Annotated in this window: 17 protein-coding genes and 1 pseudogene; 7 read left to right on the forward strand and 11 right to left on the reverse strand. The window is 57.7% G+C overall.

Annotated elements, in window-relative coordinates:
• Positions 1–56: 56 nt before the first annotated feature.
• From BK659_RS24890 to BK659_RS24925, 8 genes are all read right to left on the reverse strand, one after another.
• Entirely contained in the window at positions 57–1,247 is a 1,191-nt protein-coding gene (locus tag BK659_RS24890; protein ID WP_123428020.1) for a low temperature requirement protein A, read from the reverse strand.
• Between the two features lie 84 nt (positions 1,248–1,331).
• Complete coding sequence (locus BK659_RS24895; protein ID WP_123428022.1) at positions 1,332–2,270, reverse strand: LysR substrate-binding domain-containing protein; 939 nt, start codon at positions 2,268–2,270, stop codon at positions 1,332–1,334.
• Between the two features lie 100 nt (positions 2,271–2,370).
• Positions 2,371–4,467 (reverse strand): DUF6311 domain-containing protein, encoded by a 2,097-nt coding sequence (locus BK659_RS24900; RefSeq protein WP_123428024.1) that lies wholly within the window; start codon positions 4,465–4,467, stop codon positions 2,371–2,373.
• Entirely contained in the window at positions 4,464–4,850 is a 387-nt protein-coding gene (locus BK659_RS24905) for a GtrA family protein (protein WP_123428026.1), read from the reverse strand. The genes BK659_RS24900 and BK659_RS24905 overlap by 4 nt, the downstream gene beginning before the upstream one ends.
• Positions 4,847–5,557 (reverse strand): class I SAM-dependent methyltransferase, encoded by a 711-nt coding sequence (locus BK659_RS24910; RefSeq protein ID WP_123428027.1) that lies wholly within the window; start codon positions 5,555–5,557, stop codon positions 4,847–4,849. The genes BK659_RS24905 and BK659_RS24910 overlap by 4 nt, the downstream gene beginning before the upstream one ends.
• A gap of 3 nt (positions 5,558–5,560) precedes the next feature.
• The gene (locus BK659_RS24915; protein WP_123428029.1) at positions 5,561–6,529 is read right to left on the reverse strand and encodes a glycosyltransferase family 2 protein; all 969 of its coding nucleotides are present in this window, start codon (positions 6,527–6,529) and stop codon (positions 5,561–5,563) included.
• A gap of 269 nt (positions 6,530–6,798) precedes the next feature.
• Entirely contained in the window at positions 6,799–6,990 is a 192-nt protein-coding gene (locus tag BK659_RS24920) for a YegP family protein (protein ID WP_054596133.1), read from the reverse strand.
• Between the two features lie 421 nt (positions 6,991–7,411).
• Positions 7,412–8,335, reverse strand: coding sequence for a LysR family transcriptional regulator (locus tag BK659_RS24925; RefSeq protein WP_123428031.1), 924 nt, complete (start codon positions 8,333–8,335; stop codon positions 7,412–7,414).
• Positions 8,336–8,835: 500 nt separating this feature from the next.
• On the opposite strand from BK659_RS24925, the gene BK659_RS24930 reads away from it, so the two are divergent.
• From BK659_RS24930 to BK659_RS24940, 3 genes are read left to right on the forward strand one after another with little or no spacing between them, the layout of a single operon-like run.
• Positions 8,836–9,444 (forward strand): thermostable hemolysin, encoded by a 609-nt coding sequence (locus BK659_RS24930; RefSeq protein WP_123428033.1) that lies wholly within the window; start codon positions 8,836–8,838, stop codon positions 9,442–9,444.
• Positions 9,441–10,973: an AMP-binding protein gene (locus BK659_RS24935; RefSeq protein ID WP_185015469.1), complete on the forward strand. Its 1,533-nt coding sequence runs from the start codon at positions 9,441–9,443 to the stop codon at positions 10,971–10,973. Before BK659_RS24930 ends, BK659_RS24935 begins: the two co-directional genes overlap by 4 nt.
• Positions 10,974–10,985: 12 nt before the next feature.
• Positions 10,986–11,855 (forward strand): TauD/TfdA family dioxygenase, encoded by an 870-nt coding sequence (locus BK659_RS24940; RefSeq protein WP_123428037.1) that lies wholly within the window; start codon positions 10,986–10,988, stop codon positions 11,853–11,855.
• A 159-nt stretch (positions 11,856–12,014) separates the two neighbouring features.
• Here the strand turns inward: BK659_RS24940 and BK659_RS24945 are convergent, their stop codons facing one another.
• The gene (locus tag BK659_RS24945; protein WP_123428039.1) at positions 12,015–12,629 is read right to left on the reverse strand and encodes a helix-turn-helix transcriptional regulator; all 615 of its coding nucleotides are present in this window, start codon (positions 12,627–12,629) and stop codon (positions 12,015–12,017) included.
• Positions 12,630–12,787: 158 nt separating this feature from the next.
• Between BK659_RS24945 and BK659_RS24950 the strand changes: the two genes are divergently transcribed.
• The 3 genes and pseudogenes from BK659_RS24950 (at position 12,788) to BK659_RS24960 (ending at position 14,763) form a co-directional block, all read left to right on the forward strand.
• Complete coding sequence (locus BK659_RS24950; protein ID WP_123428041.1) at positions 12,788–14,206, forward strand: MFS transporter; 1,419 nt, start codon at positions 12,788–12,790, stop codon at positions 14,204–14,206.
• Positions 14,207–14,324: 118 nt separating this feature from the next.
• Positions 14,325–14,450, forward strand: a pseudogene (locus BK659_RS24955) (type II toxin-antitoxin system RelE/ParE family toxin); the annotation flags it as partial.
• 10 nt (positions 14,451–14,460) lie between these two features.
• Positions 14,461–14,763 (forward strand): XRE family transcriptional regulator, encoded by a 303-nt coding sequence (locus BK659_RS24960; protein ID WP_123428043.1) that lies wholly within the window; start codon positions 14,461–14,463, stop codon positions 14,761–14,763.
• 120 nt (positions 14,764–14,883) lie between these two features.
• Here BK659_RS24960 and BK659_RS24965 read toward each other — a convergent pair whose 3' ends face one another.
• Together BK659_RS24965 and BK659_RS24970 are read right to left on the reverse strand one after the other, a co-directional pair.
• Positions 14,884–15,360, reverse strand: coding sequence for a hypothetical protein (locus BK659_RS24965; RefSeq protein ID WP_259740311.1), 477 nt, complete (start codon positions 15,358–15,360; stop codon positions 14,884–14,886).
• A 404-nt stretch (positions 15,361–15,764) separates the two neighbouring features.
• On the reverse strand, positions 15,765–16,727 hold the full coding sequence (locus tag BK659_RS24970) for a LysR substrate-binding domain-containing protein (RefSeq protein WP_123428046.1): 963 nt from the start codon (positions 16,725–16,727) through the stop codon (positions 15,765–15,767).
• Between the two features lie 172 nt (positions 16,728–16,899).
• On the opposite strand from BK659_RS24970, the gene BK659_RS24975 reads away from it, so the two are divergent.
• Entirely contained in the window at positions 16,900–18,441 is a 1,542-nt protein-coding gene (locus BK659_RS24975) for an HAL/PAL/TAL family ammonia-lyase (protein ID WP_123428048.1), read from the forward strand.
• The last annotated feature ends 238 nt before the right edge of the window (positions 18,442–18,679 follow it).

Consider the following 18,679-nt stretch of genomic DNA (forward strand, 5'->3'; position numbering starts at 1 on the left):
GGTCGTACCTATACCACAGAACAATCCTGCTCTTGCTCACAAAAATACCGCGTCGATCAATGCTCCTGCGCCGGGAGCGACTCGCGCAGTGCCAGCGTTTCCCAAGCCGCCACCAGAATCATCACTGCGGTCGTCAGCCCGCCCAGCAGCAACGCTGAAAACAGCTGATTCAGCGCAGCCGGCAACAGCGCGAGCAGCAACGCCAGACCCACCAGATGAGACAACGGCGGCAAAATCCGATCGGCCATTACCCACTTGAACAACGCGCACCCCAGCAAGAACAACCAGGGCCCGGCGACGATCACGATAATTCCGGCATCGCTCGCATGTTCCGGGTGCACCAGCACCAGTTCATCGGCCACCGCACTGACGATGATCCCGGCAACGATCAAGACATGCAGGTAGGTGTAGGCAATCCGCGCCTGGCGCCCGGGGTCGCTGGAGTGCGCAATACGGCGGTGAGCGCGCTCGGCGCCGCTGTCAAAATACACCCACCACATGGCCACGCTGCCCAGCACGGCAATCAGAAACCCGGTCAGCGCCTGCCCGTTCAGCAGCAGATCGGCGAAGGTTGCGCCGGTCACCAGCAGCGACTCGCCCAAAGCAATGATCACGAACAAACCACAACGCTCGGCCATGTGATTGCCCTCGACGTTCCAGTCGGCCAGCGTTGAACGGCCGAGCCCCGGCACCCAGAAGTACAACGACGGCGAGATCAGCTCGATCAGCAACGCCAGTGCCCAGCAGGTCAGCCGCTGATCGCCTTCAAGCAGCGCACCGCTGATCCAGAACACCCCGGACAGCGCCATCCACGCCAGAATCCGCTGGAAGTTGCGGGTCATGTTCAGGGGCTCGCCGCGCACCGCCCAGATCGCGAACAGCGTGCGGCCGACCTGCATGAAGACAAAGGCTGCGGCGAACATCAATCCACGGTCGGTGAAGGCCTTGGGAATCGACGACGACAGCAACAGGCCAGCAACCATCAATCCAAACAGACCAAGGCGGATCGGCAACTTTTCCGGGTCGAGCCAGTTGGTCACCCAGGAGGTGAAGATCCACACCCACCACACCGCCACCATCATCAACGCGACCTGCACCGCGCCGGCGATTGTCAGGTGCGCGAGCAAGGAGTGGGAAAGCTGGGTGACGGCGAACACGAACACCAGATCGAAAAACAGCTCGACCATGCCGACCTTGCCACTGTCTTGGCTGCCGCGCCCACGCAACAAAGAACGGGAACTGCTCATGGGATGGATCTCCGGTCAGTCATCGGGAATACGCGTGGAGCAAAGCAGTCCAACAACCCGCAAGCAAGGCGTCGGCACTGGCCGTCAGAGCGGTTTGAGGCCCTGAGTTTCGGATAAACCGCGCTCGCTCATGAAGGCCTCGAGCCGCGCCCGCAGCCAGCGTTCGGCGGGATCGGTATCCACATGACTCAGCCAGACCATGGACAGGTCCAGGGTCGGCGTTTTGAACGGGAACGGTTCCATGAACAACTGACCCGAGGCGGCCATCGCCGCTGCCGCGTAGTCCGGCAGGCTGGCAACCAGGTCGGTCCCCGCGAGCAAAGCCGGCAAGGCACTGTATTGCGGCACCGAGAGCACCACCTGACGCTTGCGACCGATCTCGGCCAGCCACTCATCGGCAAAACCGCTGACATTGGCCGTGTGCGAGACCAGCACATGGGGTCGCGAACAGTATTCGTCGAGGGTCAGTGGTGTATCAGAGACATCGGCGCGCAGTATGCAGGGCTGAATGTGCCGCAGCAGTTTGCGCTTGGCATTGGCCGGCAGACCGCGGGTCTGGCTGATACCGACGGTGATATCCCCGGACGCCAGCAAGTCCGGAATTCGCCAGTAATCGACATGCTGAACCACGAACACCACTTGCGGTGCTTCCTGACGCAAGGCGCGCAACAGTGGCGGCAGCAAACCGAACTCGACGTCATCGGACAAACCGATGCGAAAGGTCATGGTGCTGATGGCAGGATCAAAGTCGCGGGTCAGGCTCAACGCGGAGGACAACGCATCCAGCGCCGGCGAGAGATGCTGAATGAGCTCCTCGGCCCGTGCCGTCGGCTCCATGCGGTGGCCGACCCGGATAAACAACGGGTCGTTGAACATCACGCGCAAACGGTTGAGTGCCGAACTGATGGTCGGTTGCCCGAGGAACAGCTTCTCCGCCACCCGCGTCACGTTGCGCTCAAGCATCAGCGTCTCGAACACCACCATCAAATTGATGTCGGCCTTGCGCAGTTCATTGCGATTCATCTGCTGCCCCCAGTCCCAAAGACTGGGAGCAGTGTAGAAAGGCCTGGGGGCTGGCGTCTATCTGCATGAGCGCTGCACGTGAACGAGAGGCCGCGGCGGCTTACTGTACGGTCAGCGACTTCACCCCCAGGCCCATCACGCGCCGATCTTCCCCAAGCCCCAATTGTTTAGGGCTGATCGCGTCGGGTAACTGCACATGAATACGCATCAGCGTGTCCCGGGCGATGGCTTCGTGGATGGCCGCAGTGAGGGGGATTTCGATGCGATTACCCTGAAGCCGGGTCAGATGTGTCGAAAAGGCTTGTACGCCGTTGATCGTAAAAACCACGTCCTGACTGAGATGCATCGGCAGCACGAAGGCCAGCGCCTCGATCACGATGGATCGAGCCTGAGGCGGAACCCGGAGCAGGATCTCGGCCTCCCCTCCTTCAGACCAGGTGCCCCAGGTTTCCGGAGTCGACCAGCCTTGGGCCAAATGCTGGGTTTTGTAATTGAACAGTTGTTGCTGCCCGAGCTTGATCAAGGGCACCAACTGCATCGAACGCCCTTCGTCCGCGACCGGAAGGCATTGTTCGCATTGCTTCCAGCCCGGCGCAAGCACCACCAGACCGTCAATCCGCGCCAGCAGATCGGTCTCGCTGTGGATGCTTTTCACCGCCTCGAGCATGGCATTCTGATTGAGGATGTACAGCGAGTCAGGGTCGTACTGCCCTGTCTCAAGCATCCGTTTCGCCTTTTGCTGAGCATGTTCAAGCGCAGTCGAACTCATCCGCCCGAGATAAGCGGTGTCCGTTTTCAGACCATGGGTCGCAGCGTAGCTGGCTAAAGGGAGCCAGGTATCCGGCTGATTCTGCGGCTGCAAAGAACGAATGTTCGCGTAGTGGGAGGCGGCGCTGGCCCAGAACGGGTCATGCAACATTGTTGGCCACTCGGCGGCCGGCACCATCATCCTGCTCTGTCGCAACCCCGCCCAACCGTTGCGGGTATCCACCACCTGAACAAACAATGCCAACGCCAGCAGGCACACCGCCGTGCGCGGTCGGTTGCCACGCACCACGAGGAAAATGACCGCAAACACAATGACGTAGAAAACCGGCCAGAACATCCGTCCCGACGCCCGGAAGATATTCGCCAATTTGACGATTATCCCCGGTAACGGGTAGTGAATATTGAGCAGGCCGACGCCAATCTCGTTCGAGAGCGCAAACAGCGTTAGACCAATCAGCGCCCACAATAGAATCGGCAGACGGCGCACCGAACTGCCGAAGTCAGTTGTATGTCGCAACAGCACGACGGCGGCGCAGATCGCCAGCAGCAGCGTTCCCAACCCGAGGTAGTTGAAACCTTCATAGTCGCCGCTGGCCTCCGGCAGGTCCGGCAGTATCAAAGACCAGCCGCTGGAATCAATCACTGACAACAGGTTCATCCGGTAAAGGCCAAAGCCACCGGAAGCAATACCATCACCGATACTGAAATAACCCGCCTGCCAGCAGCACAGGCTCACTAGCAAAAACAGCACGAGCAACTCGATGAGTGCTGTGCGCCGCGTCAACTGGTTTTTAATGGTTCTACCGGCAAGGTCGGCGATCCAGATCAAGGCCACCATCGCCAGCAAGTAAGCGTGCACCAGCGCCGTCGCGGCCAATAGCGAGCCCCAGGCCAGTCGGCGCTTCTGCACGCGGGGATGCAGTGCCAGATAGAGGGCGGCGAGGATCAGAAAATGGCCGGCAAGGGACAAATGTCCGCCCATGCGCAAGAACATCGGCGGCGAAAACAGAAACAAGCCTGCGCCCAGCAGCCTGAGCACAACACTTGGCGTCACCAGCCCAAGTAACTTCCAGGCAAACCAGGCTTGCAGCACAAAACACGTCAACAGCCAGATGCCGAAGTATTGAAATGTCTCGGGCAGCCATGGACTGAAGGGTTTGAACAATAACGCCAGCAGCGGATTAGAGTCAGAGAAGATGACCGCGCTGCCCAGTTCCAACCCGTAGGACGGGTTAAGTCCGAGCGGAAATGTCCATGGGGAGTGTCGGAAGAACACCCACCCCAAGTAATGAGTCGCCGGATCGCCACTTTCCAGCCAGGCAATATTTTGCGGGTCCAGAGCCCGAGGCCCGATCACTATGAAAAACGCCACCACGCCCATTAACAGGGGCAGCAATGCGACCGCCCAATGCTTGCCTGAAACCTTCATCGATACGTCCAGAAGTTATGCAGCACAAAGGTGAAGGCCGGAATGGTCAGTGCCACTGCCCCGATCCCCAGCAAATAATGAAGCCCGGCCATTTGTGCGGCCCAGGCCACTACCATCGCCAGCAATAAACCGGCGCCCGAGACCGCCATGAAGCGCATCAGTGTTCGGCCATGCAGTCGGCTGGAAAAGCTCCAGGTCGTGTTGATCACGTAAGAAACTACAGTCGCCACAGCGAATGCCGCGCCATTAGCCAAGGGCGGCATCGGCAGCACATAGTTGATGAACAGCACGGCAATGACCGCGTGAAGCACCGTGACAAACAGACCAGTCACAGCAAAACGCAGGCCACGCTTGATCAGGGCTGATTTTTCGCCTGACGTCACGGCTTCTGAGCCAGGACAAACACCGTCAGACCTGCCAGACGGTTAATACCCATGAAGGGAAGTTCAATACTGCACAAGGTCTTGAGCAGCGTATTGACCAGTGGATGATGCTGCTTGAGTTGCGAGCGTGGCGGCGAAGGTTGTGCGCCTTTGGGCAGCAACCGCAGGGCTGCTGCAATCGGGAACACCATGCCAAAGTAGTAAGCGCCTTGCTTGACCGTTAAACCGGCGTCCCTGGCCACCGCTTCCAGTTGCGCGAGGGTGTAACGACGTTTGTGCTCGAGAAAGTCATCGTGCCCGCTCCAGAGGAACTGGAACGCCGGCACCGTCATCAGGAAACGGCTGCCGGACGGGACTTTATCGACGTAGTCCTTGAGCAACCCGACGTCGTCATCGACATGCTCCAGCACGTCCATCAGCAGCACCAGATCGGCGTCTACCGAATCGATCGAACGACGGTAGTGCAGCGGTTTACCGGCGGTTGTGGCGTCCGAGTCCGCGTCGTAACTGATGTCCACGCACCAGGCTTCGGTGGCGGCTGTGCGGGACAACAGATGATGGGAAAAGAATCCCGAACCCGCGCCTACGTCGAGAATTTTTTTTACAGGGGCATTGCCCAGCAGACGAATCGTAGCCGCCGCTTTTGAACAGTAATACCAGTGCTGGTCGATGCTTGAACCGAGGATGTCGGTTTCCTTGAGATCCATGGTTCAGTCCCTGGTGTCATAGACACGACGCACCAGATAAACCGGGCGGCGTTTTGATTCGATGTAGGTTCGACCCAGGTATTCACCCAGCACCCCGATGCCGATCAGTTGCAGGCCACCCAGAAAAGTGACGGCAACCATCAACGAGGCGTAGCCCGGTACGTCGACCCCGGTAAACAACGTGCGCAACACAATGAACGTGGCGAACAAGAACGAAACCACAGAAACGAACATCCCCAGGTAGGTCCAGATCTTGAGTGGGTCGGTACTGAAACTGGTAATGCCTTCCAGCGCGAAATTCCACAAGCGCCAGCCGTTGAACTTGGACTCCCCCGCCACCCGCTCCGGCCGCTCGTAATCGACATGGGTGGTCCGAAACCCGACCCAGGCGAACAAACCTTTCATGAAGCGCCGGGATTCCGGCAAGGTCTGCAAGGCATCGATCACGCAGCGGTCCATAAGCCGAAAATCACCGACATCTTTGGGCAGCGGTTGGTCAGAGATTTTGTTGTGCAGGTGATAAAACCAGTTGGCCGAAGTTTGCTTGGCCCAGGAGTCGTTTTTACGACTCACACGATGGCCCAGGACAACTTCATAACCTTCACGCCAACGGGCAATCATTTCGAGGATGACGTGCGGCGGATCCTGCAGATCGACATCGATGGGCACCACCACCTGGCCGGTGGCGGTCTGCAAGCCTGCGGTCAACGCCGCTTCCTTGCCGAAATTGCGGCTCAGATCGACGATACGAATACGCGGATCAGACTTCTGGCGCTCCAGAAGCAGGTCCAATGTCGTGTCGGTACTGCCGTCATTGACGAACACCATCTCCAGACCGAGCAGCGCCTCATCCTCGAAGACATCAGTAATCCGCGCGATGAACAAATCGATGGTGGCCGCTTCATTGAAAACCGGAATGACGAGCGATAGCGCCACATGCCCGGCAAAATGCGTTCCATGCTGATGAGTCAATTGATTGCTCTTTTTTATAGTGATTTTTCTACAATCCGAGGTCGCCGGTTGATGTCCAGCGCCATGAGCCGAGTCGTATTAAGCAGGAGCACAGAAGCCGATGCAAGGGCGAAACTGCGGCGGTTTTGGCCATTCATTTGCCCCCCTTTCGCTACCAGCTGGATGACCGGATTCACCAGAAGCCGGGGTATGTACAGCCTTAAGAGCTGTGACGCGAAGCTGCTCGATCGGCCTGAGCAGCTTCGCTTCAACGCAGCAGCAGGTACTGCCTAGATTTCCTTCACCGACGTTTCGTTATGGACACTTTTGATCAACCCGATCACGTGCAAACAATCCGCCTTGTTGACGTACGACTCGCCGCTGGCAACCGTTTCATGATTGGCTGCCCTTAATCGCCAGCGCCATTGGCCCTTCCCGGTAAGCGGGGTGCCTCGTGATTGCCTGTAAATCTCAAAGTACATTGTTCGCTCCTTGCGACTGCTGATAACCACAGACTCCTGGTCTGTGCAGGCAGAGTAGACGAATGATTCAAGATTTAACGGCGCTCAAAGGTCAGGAAATATTTCCAAAAAACGCCCAGCCTCGACGAAAGCCAGCAGGCATTGAGGCACGTAAAAAGAGTGACTGAACCCGGTCACTTTTCAGGAAACCGTACTTACTTTTCATACAGCGCCTATGCCGCATTCATTCCGTTCAGCTCACCAAAAACCCCGCGTAATCAAGATCGATCCGTAATCGCGCCCGGCCAATGCCTGCCGAGCGCCGAGGACAATTAGAAAAAATGACTGATTGGCTCAGCGACGGTACCACGCTGCTGACCAGCGGCAAGGCGGACAAGCTCGCCGTGTCAGTGGGCACGCCTGTTCAGCGCTGTTTACGATTTCAAAGCACCAAGGCCAGGGGCTCGGACTGGTTGCTCTTGATGCCTTGGCACAGCTCACGAATGATGTCGGTCATCAAGCGGACTTCCGGGTTGAGCTTGTACTCTTCCAGGAAACCCATATACATCGGCACTTTGCATTCGCGTCGATGACACAGTGGCACCGGGCACAACTGACCGCTCGCCAGCTTTTCGCTGACCATGTGCTCAGGCAGCCAGGCAAAGCCCAGACCACGTTCGACAAACGTCAGTGCAGTGCTCAGGTTACTCACGGTCCAACACTGGGAAGTATCAGGCCAACTGCTGTTCTGCGAGTTGCGCATACCTGAATCGCAAACCACTATTTGCCGGTGGTCTTTCATGTCAGTCAGGTTCAGCTCGCCATTGAAGTGGGCCAGTGAGTGATCAGACGCCACGACGCACAGCAACGAAACGTTGAACAAGAATTCCTGCACATAACCCGCCGGCAGACTACTGGCGATGGCCAACTCGACCTTGCCGTCCTCCAGCAATTCACATGCGCCGGACAAGGCCGTTTCATAAAGCCGGATACGGTACCCCTGCAAGACCGAAGAAAAGCGCAACAGCGCCTGCTCCAGCACGTCGGCGGGAAACAACATGTCGACCGCTAGCGAGTGTTCGGTAAACAACCCCGGCTGGTATTGAATGGCCAGTCGCTCAAGTTTTTTCGCCGAGCCCAGCAAGTGCTTGGCCTGAGGCAACAGGGCATGGCCCAGAGGTGTCAATACGGCCTTGCGCCCCTCGATCAGGAACAGTTCCTGACCCAGCAGGGTTTCCATGCGGTTGACCGAATGGCTGACGGCCGACTGCGACTTGAACATATACTCGCCGGCCTGCTGGAAACCGCCACACTCAACCGTAGAAACAAAAGCCTGCCATTGGTCGAGACTGATCCTGGAAAACATTCGAACCTCCCTGTTCGTATCGGGTAAAAATCACAGCTACTGCGGCTCGGCGTTTTACCACAAAAAGTCCTCTCGCCCTACGCCATCGATACCTCGATCGGCCTCATGCCTCACATGAAGATTCTGAATGAATACCGACTAATTAATTCATTTAAAACAATCAAGCCGCTCATGATAAAAACCCACGCCAAGCAGGATGCTATCTAATTAATCCATCGGAAGGATTCGCTACTCACTGACACGCCCAACTACGCCCGTATCTTCCGCCCAGAATAACCCGCACCTACCTTGTGGCTTTTTCTGCGGACGCGTGTGGCAGCCTGAAAAATCGTCAGTACTCAATAAAAACACTATAAAAATCAAGCCAATCAGTTGATTAAGCCACGCCATTACATAGGGCATGGATAAGCCCCCTGTTGCCGTAACAACAAGAGACTTTAGTACTTCTGTACCAAAACAACCCGTCTATCGATCCACGCAGAAAAGAAAGGAAAACTTGCATGCGTACTCAAGTAGCCAAACGCGACACCCTGCTCTGGAAGTCCGCCGTTGACTTTGTAAAAAGTCGGTACATGAAATCCTTTAACGCCATCATCGAGCCATCCCCCGAGTACTTTTTAATCGTATTCGATAACAATGACTCCATTCAGTCGTGTGCCGGTTTCAGTTTCGCCAAGTCAGGCCCTCTATTGTCCGAATGTTATCTGGACTCACCGTCCGAGGAGACGCTGTCGAGAATCACCAACACCCGGATCGAACGCGACTGCATCGTCGAAATCGGCAATACCGCGTCGATCAATTCGGTTGCCGGCCAGACCCTGTTCAACATGCTCTCAATGGTGACCTGGTGCATGGGCGCACGCTACGTGCTGTGCACCTGCACACCCCAATTGATCAAATCGATGGGCTACTGCAACGTCAAGGTCAACAAGATCTGCGATGCCGACCCGCAACGCATGACCTCCCAAGCGGAAGTCGAATGGGGCTCCTACTACGAGCAGACGCCCATCACCGGCTACATCAAGCTGGGCGAGATGAAGCATCACTATCACGAGACCGTCCTCAAGACCGTTTTCCGACTCGACGTGCAGAGCGAGCAAGCAGCATGACTCATTTCGTCGAACACTTGCTGGCCCAGGCACAACGCACACCGGATGCCGTCTGCGTCGTCGATATTCCTTCGGCGGACGGCACGGGCGGGCGCCGTCTGACCTACGCCCAGGTGCTGGAGTATGCCCGGCAGCTTGGGCAACACATGAACCGTCAGTTCACCGACGAAAAGCGCACCATCGGCATCGTCATGCGCAACAGCAGCGACTGGGTTATTGCCGACTTCGCCTGCCTGCTCTTCGGCTTCACTTCCTTGCCGCTGCCTTTGGGCTTCAGTAAGTACCAGGCCGAACACCTGGCCTTCGAATGCTCGGGCTTCCTGGTCGATGACAAAGGCCTGGAGACTCTGGAAAAGCGCTGGGAAATCGACCTGAACGCCAGCCGTCTGGTGCATGTACCCAGCGCACTTCAGACCCCGATTCTGCTACCGGCAGGCCCAAGCTTCATCGACAGCGCCGATGCTGAATGGATCTGCAAAGTCATCCACACCTCCGGCACCACCAGCAAGCCCAAAGGTGTGAAGCAAAGTCTCGGTGGACTGAGCGCCGTGCTGCAGTCGCTACTCGGCGTGGTCCCGGCTGACTTGCAGAAACGCTACCTGTCGGTGGTGCCGTTGAGCCTGTTGATCGAACAGATCACGGCGGTCTACCTGCCGCTGCTGTCCGGCGGCACGGTGTACTTCCTGGACGAGCACACGCCGCTGATCGGCGAGACTGGCTACAGCACCTCGGCGATTCTTGCGCAACTGCTCAGAACCCGGGCGAGCGCGGTCACCGTACCGCCGATGATGCTCGACGTGTTCCTTGAAGTTGCCGAGCAAAACACCGACCCACAGCTGCTGTCGTTGCTGCGCAACGAGTTGTACATCACCGCCGGTGGCGCTCCGATCAGCAGCGAAAAACTGCAACGCCTGAGCGCGCAGGGTATTCAGGTTCATCAGGGTTACGGGCTCAGCGAGAACGGTTCGGTGGTCAGTGTCAACACCCCCACCGACGGCAAGCTGGGCAGCGTTGGCAAACCCTTGCCTCACGTCCAGGTCCGGGTAACGGATCAGCAACGGGTAGAAATCAAAAGCACCTCAATGTTCCAGGGTTACTCTTGGGTCGATCCCAGTGCCTGCTCCTTCACTGAAGATGGCTGGCTGCGCACGGGCGATATCGGCGAATTCGATGACGAGGGTTTCCTCTACATCACTGGCCGCGAGAAAAACATCATCTGCCTGCCCAACGGTCGCAATGTTTCTCCGGAGCAAATCGAGCTGGAGTTCAAAGAGCAAACCGGCGTGAACGATGCGCTGATGTTCATGACCGCAGACGGTCAACTGGCGATCGTGCTCAGCGTCGGGCCTTCGTTCAACCCCCCGCACACCCAGGACTGGGCGCAACAGCGCTTCTCGGAAATCGAGCTACCTCAGGTCATCTGGCCATTGACGCCAGACGCTCCGCAGCTGCAAAGCCTCTATGCCCTCAACGGCCCGGCCCGTAGAGTTCAAGCCACCGACCTTCATCGTCAGACATGTACTCACTAAAGGACTAGCGACATGACTCAATCCATTTATCAGGCCCGGGTCATCACCGACCGCGAGCATGCCTTGAACGCCAACACTGCGGCGGTTTTCGAAGAGCTCTCGAGCGCCGGCGTGATTATCTTCCGCAACTGCATCCGGTCCCTGGACGAGTTCGGTGCCTTCGTGAAAAAACACAGCTCACGCCTGAGTCTGGACCCGGGCCGCGTGATCGCCAAAGGCGTCGCACAATTGGTGGACGCCGGCACCGATGCCGTAGGCCTGCACTGTGAAAACGGCAACGCGCCGATCTGGCCGGACCTGACATGGTTCTTCTGCGAAATCGCCCCCACCAAGGGTTCGCAAACCACTTTATGCGATGGGGTGAAGGTCTACCAGGAGCTCAGCGAAGAGGCCCGTCAGCGCTTCGAGAGCACTCGTATCCGCTACCGCCGCACGGTGCCGGGCGAAAAGTGGCGCAAGATCGTCTGCTACTACAAACCGCAAATCCAGCAGCTGGAAGACGCCAGTTTCGAGCACCTGAGCGAGATCATCGGCCAGGACCCCAACACCCGGATGGAATACAATCCGGACACCGACTGCGTGGCCTATGCCTACAGCGTCCCGGCGTGCCAGACCTCCAGTTTCTGCGAGCACCCGGCTTTCGCCAACAGCATTCTCGGGCCGTCCTTCAACTACGAGAAACCGGTGATCGACTTCGAGAACGGCGAGGAGATTCCCGCCGACCTGCTGGCGGAAATCACCCAGGTCACCGAACGCAATACTCACACCGTGGGCTGGCAGGACCTGGACCTGGTGATGATCGACAACCGTAGAGTCATGCACGGCCGACAAGCGATCATCAATGAACAGCGTCGCATCTTCAATGCGCTGAGCTACCGGTAATGGTCACCATGACGAATCACTCAGGTCGGACCTGGGCCGTCGAAGGCCTGTACGAGAGTTTCGTCGACAGCCAAGACCATCAACTGATTGACCGCAGCGGCGGGTTCGGCCTGTAGATCAAGTCTGCGGCCAAGGCGGATTGAATGTCTCGGGGGCTCTTCAGACCGGGGTAATGCGATAAGCACAACGACGGGCATTCATCAGAATGTGCTCCACGCGCTCGACCCGGGCTTGCAGAACCTGCTCGAACACATTCAGTTCCGCGCGGCAGAAACCCTGACACACGGCCGCTGCTGCGCAGATCGGACAATGGTTCTCGACAAGTACAAAGGCTCCGTCAGGTTGCTCGCTCCACTCGGCCATATAGCCTTCGCGGACACGCAGGTCGGCGAGGCGTTTGACCCGCTCCCGAAGGGTTGCGGCGTCGGCCAGTTCTTCCAGGTATAAGGTGCGACTCTGCTGTTCGCGAACATCGATCAGACGGTCGATGGCCTCGGGCCCGAAAGTCTCGCGCACGGTCTGCAAGAGCTGCACGGTCAGCTCTGAATGGGTGTCGGGAAACCGCGCATGGCCGGCCGCCGTCAGGTGCCAGACCTGCGACGGGCGCCCCACGCCACGGGCCTCGGAGCGGGCTTGCACCAGGCCGCTGGCGGCCAGTTTGACGAACTGCTGGCGCGCCGCCTCCCCCGTGGTGCCCAGCGCGCGCCCGGCATCGGCCGCCAGCTGCGGACCACGGGTCTTGAGCATGTGAAGCAGTCGGTCGGCAGCCGACATTGACACGTCACTCTGGTTTTCCAAGTGTTTACTTGACAAACAACAACCCTCACCGCTTCAATATTTAAAGAATTTACTTGGTAAATCTAACCCAGGCCTTGAAAACAGGCAATTGACGCTCGCAATCCATCGGGTCGCGAGTCACAGCAGGAGGTTGTATGTCTACGCAAGGAAGCAGCTGGAGCGATTTACTCTCCGGAAAAAACGCCGCGCGATCCATTGCACTGTCAGGAGGCGTTGCGCTGCACGCGATCAATATTTACATCGCCACGACTATCCTGCCATCGGTGGTCAAGGAAATCGGCGGGCTCGACCTGTATGCCTGGAACACCACACTCTTCGTCGTCGCGTCGATCCTCGGCTCCGCCCTGACGGCCAAAGTCCTGCAACGCACAGGGCCACGCGTTTCCTATGCGATAGCCTCGTTATTTTTCCTCGCCGGCAGCCTCATCTGCACACTGGCGCCAAGTATGCCGGTGATGTTGGTCGGTCGTTCGGTTCAAGGCCTGGGCGGCGGTTTGATGTTCGCCCTGTGCTACTCGATGATTCAGTTGGTGTTCGAAGAGCGTCTCTGGCCTCGAGCCATGGCTCTGGTCTCGGGCATGTGGGGTGTCGCGACGCTGATCGGCCCGGCCATCGGCGGCATCTTCGCTGAAATGGATGCCTGGCGATTAGCCTTTGGGGCGCTGGCACCCGTGACGCTGGCGTACATCCTGCTGACCAGCCGCGTGCTACCCAAGCGTGATAAAGCTCAACCACCCGCTGGCCGCTTGCCCGTGCTGCAACTGGTCCTGCTGGCCGCAGCAGTGCTATCGGTATGCGCCGGCAGCGCCTCATCGCTTCCAACCTGGAACCTGCTTGGCATCGGCCTCTGCCTGGTGCTGGTGTTCTTCCTGATTCGTCACGAATCAAGCACCCTAACCCGTCTGCTGCCCAAGGACGCCTTGCGCCTCAATACCCCACTCTGCGCGCTGTACGCGACCATGGGTCTGTTGGTGATCGGCATGACCAGCGAGATCTTCGTGCCGTACTTCCTGCAAACCCTGCACGGGCAGACGCCGCTGATTTCTGGTTATCTGGCAGCGCTCATGGCAGCGGGCTGGACGCTGTCTGAAGTGATGAGCTCCGGCTGGCGCGAGCGTGGCGTGCGCCGTGCAATCATCAGCGGCCCGGTGTTCGTGCTGGTCGGGCTGATCATCCTGGCCGTCGCCACACCGTTCAACAGTGGCGGAGACTGGGCACTGCTCACCCCGATCTGCATTGCCCTGACCCTGGTGGGATTCGGTATCGGCCTCGGTTGGCCACACCTGCTGACCCGGGTCTTGCAGGTGGCCTCGGCCGAAGACCAGGACTCAGCCGCGTCGTCCATCACCACCGTGCAACTCTTTGCCACCGCACTCGGCGCAGCACTGGCCGGGATGATCGCCAACATGGCCGGGCTCAACGACCCGTCCAACGCTGAAGGCACTGCAAACGCCGCACGCTGGCTGTTTGCGCTGTTTACCATTGCACCGATTCTGGCGTTGGTGACTGCGGTGCGTTCGGCGCGTATTCGGCCGAATCTCGCAACGGCCTAAGCCTGCTCGCACAAACGCCGCTTTCTCATGTCAAGATAAGCGGCGCTTTCCCTATTTACCATCACTAATATACGGTTGTACTGAGCACCTATTTTGGTACATTTCAGTCATAACCAATATCGCCCGCGTTCTCTTCACCGTAGTGGGCTCCGACATGGTTCTGCTCCACGGCTTCATCAAGAAGAGCCAAAAAACACCAGCGTCTGACATGGCCACTGCCAAGCAGCGCAAAGCAAGACTATGAGGTACAGCGCATGAACAAACACATCGGATCTGACTTTGACGATTTCCTGGCCGAGCAAGGTCTTGCCGAGGAAGTCTCCGCAGCAGCGCTCAAACGCGTCATCTCCTGGCAGATTGCCGAAGCGATGAAGCTGCAACGCGTCAGCAAAAAAGCGCTCGCTGAGCGGATGCATACCAGTCGTACGGCTGTGGATCGCGCGCTTGATCAAAATGACGCTGGCATGACTCTGGCCACTCTGGCCAGCGCTGCCCGCGCACTGGGTCAACGCGTAGAGGTTCGCCTCGTCCCTGAGCACGAAGAACATCGCGCATAGCACCAAGCCACAAACCCAGAAACAAAAAAGCCCCCGTAACTTTTCAGCTACGGGGGCTTTCTCTATGTAATGGCGCAGAGATAGGGATTCGAACCCAAAATAAAGGCGACAAACACTTTCTTACTGAGCCAGCGACACCTGACCAGCGCCGAGCTTCAGCCCAGCCAGGCGCTTGAGCAGTTCATTGATGTTCTCCCGCGCCGAGCCTTCGTTCGCCAGTCGCAGGCGTTTCACGCCGAAGAAGGAGTCGCCGACGCCGGCGGTAAAGGGTGCCTTGACCTTGTCGGTCCAGATCACCCGGCCAGTGGCATTCTCTACCAGGCTGTATTCAACCATCGAAGTGACGGTGAAGTTCAGGCCGAACAGCGGCTGGTCGAGACTTACCAGATTGGCGCGCAGGGTGTAGTTTGCCTTGCTGTTCTGACCCAGCAGGCCAGCGTTGCTCAGCGATTGTTCGAGCGCCGAACGGAAGTCCGCGCTTTCGATCTGCGAAGTCCACAGCGGGTTGGTTGTGCTGCCGCCGCCGACACTGTCGACCTTCATGTTGTCGCGAAGCGCAACGTCATAGGTCTGTGCTTGCGCGGGATTGACCTGCATATTCTCAATCTTGGCTGATGAAGCACAGCCGGTGAGGAAGAGCGCAAACAGGGAGACAGAAAGCAAACGGAGCATGGTCGATCCTTGATAGCCAGGAGGGGGGTAACCGTAAACGTCGCATCAGGGTGCTGCGCATGAAGACCGGATTGTCGGTGGCGGCCCCTGAAAACGTGAGGGAGCATAATAGAGCAGGAGTGATGGCTCAAGGCTATTATCGAAAAAAAATGGGACCAGGAAGTTATGATTGCACGACGCCTGGATGCAGAGCCTTCAGGCCCCCGAGCGAGCACAAGGCGTCATAAACGCGCTGTTCACGAATGGGGGCTGATGGCTAAACATTTTGCCAAAACTAATATCTATCGCGCGGTCTACGTCTTTGAGCAGCTCGCTGGCTGGAAGGTCTGTTAACTCGACGACACCCCGGCGTGAATAACACCGCGTCGGATCAAGGAATCCGTAATGTCCTCTTGTGCTCGCCCTCGGCCAATCAGCCAGCGTTGAAATGCCCGACATTGCGCTTTCTGCAACGTATTAGGGTGCCAACTCAGGTAATACGGCGAGGGAAGCGGCATGGCTCGCTGCCAGGGAATGATCAAGCGCCCTTCATCGATGTCACGGGCAATCATCGAAAACTGCGCCAGTACTATGCCTTGGTGATCGATGGCGGCTTGAATAGCCATGCTCGACGAAGAAAAACTGCGACGTATGGCAATCGTATGCTCGACGGCGACGCCTTCCAGCTCAAACCATTCGGCCCAAGAGGGAGGTGAATCGAATTTCGGCCGCGAATCGATACGGATGAGTGGGTATTGAAGCAGGTCAGCGGCATGCTCCACATGGCCTGGATGACCTAAAAGCGTCGGTGAACATGCCGGCACTACACAATCGCGGAACAGTACAACGCTATGCCCGGCATAGTGGACAGGCTCGCCATAACCGATACGAAAATCGGCGTTTTCCTCCTCCGACGTATCCGCCAGCGTGCTATCCAGATAGATGTCGAGATCACCATCCTCATGCTGCCATTCGTAGGTGAGAGGCGCCAGCCACTTGGTCATGAGAGAAGGCAGGCCACTGACATACAAATTGTTGGGGTTTTTCGAACGCTCTACTTCGGAAACGGCGGCTCTCAACTCTTCAAATGCTATAGAACACCGCGCATGAAAACGCTGGCCAATGGCGTTCAGCCGCAAGCGCTGTCCCTCCTTGACCGTCAAGCTCATGCCCAGCGCTTCATCAAGCAACTTCATCTGCTGACTCACCGCGCCCACAGAAATGTTCAAACGCTTTGCGGCTTGAGATATACCGCCGCAGTGACCAACGGTTTCGAATATCTGGAGGGCTCGTAAGGGCGGTAAGCGACTCATGGCGATGCGAAGGCCTCGAAAGCGTTTTAAGTTTAGAAATTTTAATAAAACTGACAGAAATTACCATATTTTCTTCATATCAAAACCGCTTTAGCCTTCTCCCACGCTCAATCGAGCGACGGCCTGGCCGGTCCAGCCCCTCCTCAATCATTTCGTTTCTCGGGAGTTCGCAATGAAAGCTCATCCTCAACAGATCACTCAGGTAGTCCTCGGCGATAGAGAGCCCTCCATCGAAGAGTTTGTCGCGGTAGCCCGTTATTCGGCCAAGGTGTCGTTTTCCGAGACCTACAAGAACCGCGTGAAAAAGTCCCGTGGCCTGGTGGAGCGTTTCCTCGATGAAAATCGCCTGGTCTATGGGGTGACCACCGGGTTCGGCGATAACGTTCGGCATGTGATTTCTCCGCAGAATGCCAAGGAGCTCCAGGTCAATATCGTGCGCTCCCACGCCGTCGCCGTGGGCGAGCCGCTCAAGCGTGAGCAGGTTCGTGCGATCCAGTTGATGATTCTGATCAGCCTTGGCAAAGGTTTTTCGGGGGTGCGCCTGGAGTTGCTGGAGCTGATTGCCGCTCTGCTCAACAACGAAGTCGTGCCGTTTGCGCCTGGCGAGGGTTCGGTGGGCTATCTGGCCGTCGAGGGGCACCTGGCCTTGGTCCTGCTGGGCGAAGGTAAAGCCAGGGTCAATGGCGGCGAATGGGTGGATGGCGCCACCGCGCTGGAACAGGTCGGCCTGCAACCGACGGACCTGCAGTGCAAAGAAGGCCTGGCCATGCTCAATGGCACCATGTCGGTGACCGCCATCGCCATTCTGGCCCTCTATAACGCCATGCAGACCGCCTCGCTGGCCGACGTCGCCGCGGCCCTCTCCCTTGAAGCGCTGAAGGGCACGATTCGGGCCTTCGACCCGCGTTATCACTCGATCAAGGCACACAAGGAGCAGGCGCAAACCGCCAAGGATATAAAGGCGATGCTGCATGACAGCCAACTGATCGCCGAAAACATCGACTACCGGCTTCAGGACGCCTACAGCCTGCGCGCCATTCCCCAGGTGCATGGTGCTTCGAAAAGATTCATCGATCACGCCCGGGAAAATATCGAGAACGAAATTCACTCCTCGGGCGATAACCCGATCATCTACCCGCTTGAGGACGGTGACGGCATTGCCATCTCGGGCGCCAACTTCGACGGCAGCTACATCGGCATGTCAGCGGATTCGTTGTGCGTGGCGCTGGCCAACCTGGCGAAGATTTCCGAGCGCCGTATCGACCGTATGGTCAATTCACACTTCAGTGAAATGCCGGCGTTCCTGGTGCGCAACCCGGGCCTTAACAGTGGGTACATGATCCTTCAATACACCGCGGCTGGCCTGTATGCGGAAATGAAGGCGCTGTCATTCCCCTCCTCTGTCGACAGTTTCTCGACCTGCGCTAACCAGGAGGATCTGGTGAGCCTGGCTTATAACGCCGCCATCAAGGCCTACAAGGTTTCCGAAAAGCTGGAATCGGTGCTGGCCATTGAGCTGCTGGTGGGTTGCCAGGCTCTGGACTTCCACGATGTGCACAAGGCCTCCAGCGTCACCAAGGCGGTATATGATCTGGTGCGTAGCCGGGTACCCGTCGCCGACAACGATCGTGCATTCTATTCGGACATGATGAGTGTCACCGAACAGGTACGTAGCGGTGAGGTACTGGCCACGGTACTGAAAAACCTGAAATAAATGTGTGGTACTCCAAGGCTGTCCTTTGGCTGTCAAGGGGATGCGTTTCGCTGCATCTCGACGACTGAAGGGTTGCCTTGGGGCCAAGCCTGGATCCATACCGGGCGGATAGGCAGCCGTTTCCCAAGCACACCCAATTGTTACCGAACGTCCCGGCGTGACGTAATTCCACGTTCAAGTAACCGCCGTCACACCTTCGAAAAAACTCTCGAAAATATCGACTCCCGCCAAACCCTTG

The organism is Pseudomonas brassicacearum (assembly GCF_003732225.1).
GTDB classification, from domain to species: Bacteria; Pseudomonadota; Gammaproteobacteria; order Pseudomonadales; family Pseudomonadaceae; genus Aquipseudomonas; species Aquipseudomonas brassicacearum_E.

Bases quoted from the DNA above. Each gene is read 5' to 3' on its own strand.
- BK659_RS24960 (WP_123428043.1), top strand. From the start codon at position 14,461: ATGAACAAACACATCGGATCTGACTTTGACGATTTCCTGGCCGAGCAA.
- BK659_RS24925 (WP_123428031.1), bottom strand. From the start codon at position 8,335: ATGTTTTCCAGGATCAGTCTCGACCAATGGCAGGCTTTTGTTTCTACG.
- BK659_RS24950 (WP_123428041.1), top strand. From the start codon at position 12,788: ATGTCTACGCAAGGAAGCAGCTGGAGCGATTTACTCTCCGGAAAAAAC.
- BK659_RS24940 (WP_123428037.1), top strand. From the start codon at position 10,986: ATGACTCAATCCATTTATCAGGCCCGGGTCATCACCGACCGCGAGCAT.
- BK659_RS24930 (WP_123428033.1), top strand. From the start codon at position 8,836: ATGCGTACTCAAGTAGCCAAACGCGACACCCTGCTCTGGAAGTCCGCC.
- BK659_RS24910 (WP_123428027.1), bottom strand. From the start codon at position 5,557: ATGGATCTCAAGGAAACCGACATCCTCGGTTCAAGCATCGACCAGCAC.
- BK659_RS24920 (WP_054596133.1), bottom strand. From the start codon at position 6,990: ATGTACTTTGAGATTTACAGGCAATCACGAGGCACCCCGCTTACCGGG.
- BK659_RS24965 (WP_259740311.1), bottom strand. From the start codon at position 15,360: ATGCAGGTCAATCCCGCGCAAGCACAGACCTATGACGTTGCGCTTCGC.
- BK659_RS24890 (WP_123428020.1), bottom strand. From the start codon at position 1,247: ATGAGCAGTTCCCGTTCTTTGTTGCGTGGGCGCGGCAGCCAAGACAGT.
- BK659_RS24970 (WP_123428046.1), bottom strand. From the start codon at position 16,727: ATGAGTCGCTTACCGCCCTTACGAGCCCTCCAGATATTCGAAACCGTT.
- BK659_RS24945 (WP_123428039.1), bottom strand. From the start codon at position 12,629: ATGTCGGCTGCCGACCGACTGCTTCACATGCTCAAGACCCGTGGTCCG.
- BK659_RS24895 (WP_123428022.1), bottom strand. From the start codon at position 2,270: ATGAATCGCAATGAACTGCGCAAGGCCGACATCAATTTGATGGTGGTG.
- BK659_RS24975 (WP_123428048.1), top strand. From the start codon at position 16,900: ATGAAAGCTCATCCTCAACAGATCACTCAGGTAGTCCTCGGCGATAGA.
- BK659_RS24900 (WP_123428024.1), bottom strand. From the start codon at position 4,467: ATGAAGGTTTCAGGCAAGCATTGGGCGGTCGCATTGCTGCCCCTGTTA.
- BK659_RS24935 (WP_185015469.1), top strand. From the start codon at position 9,441: ATGACTCATTTCGTCGAACACTTGCTGGCCCAGGCACAACGCACACCG.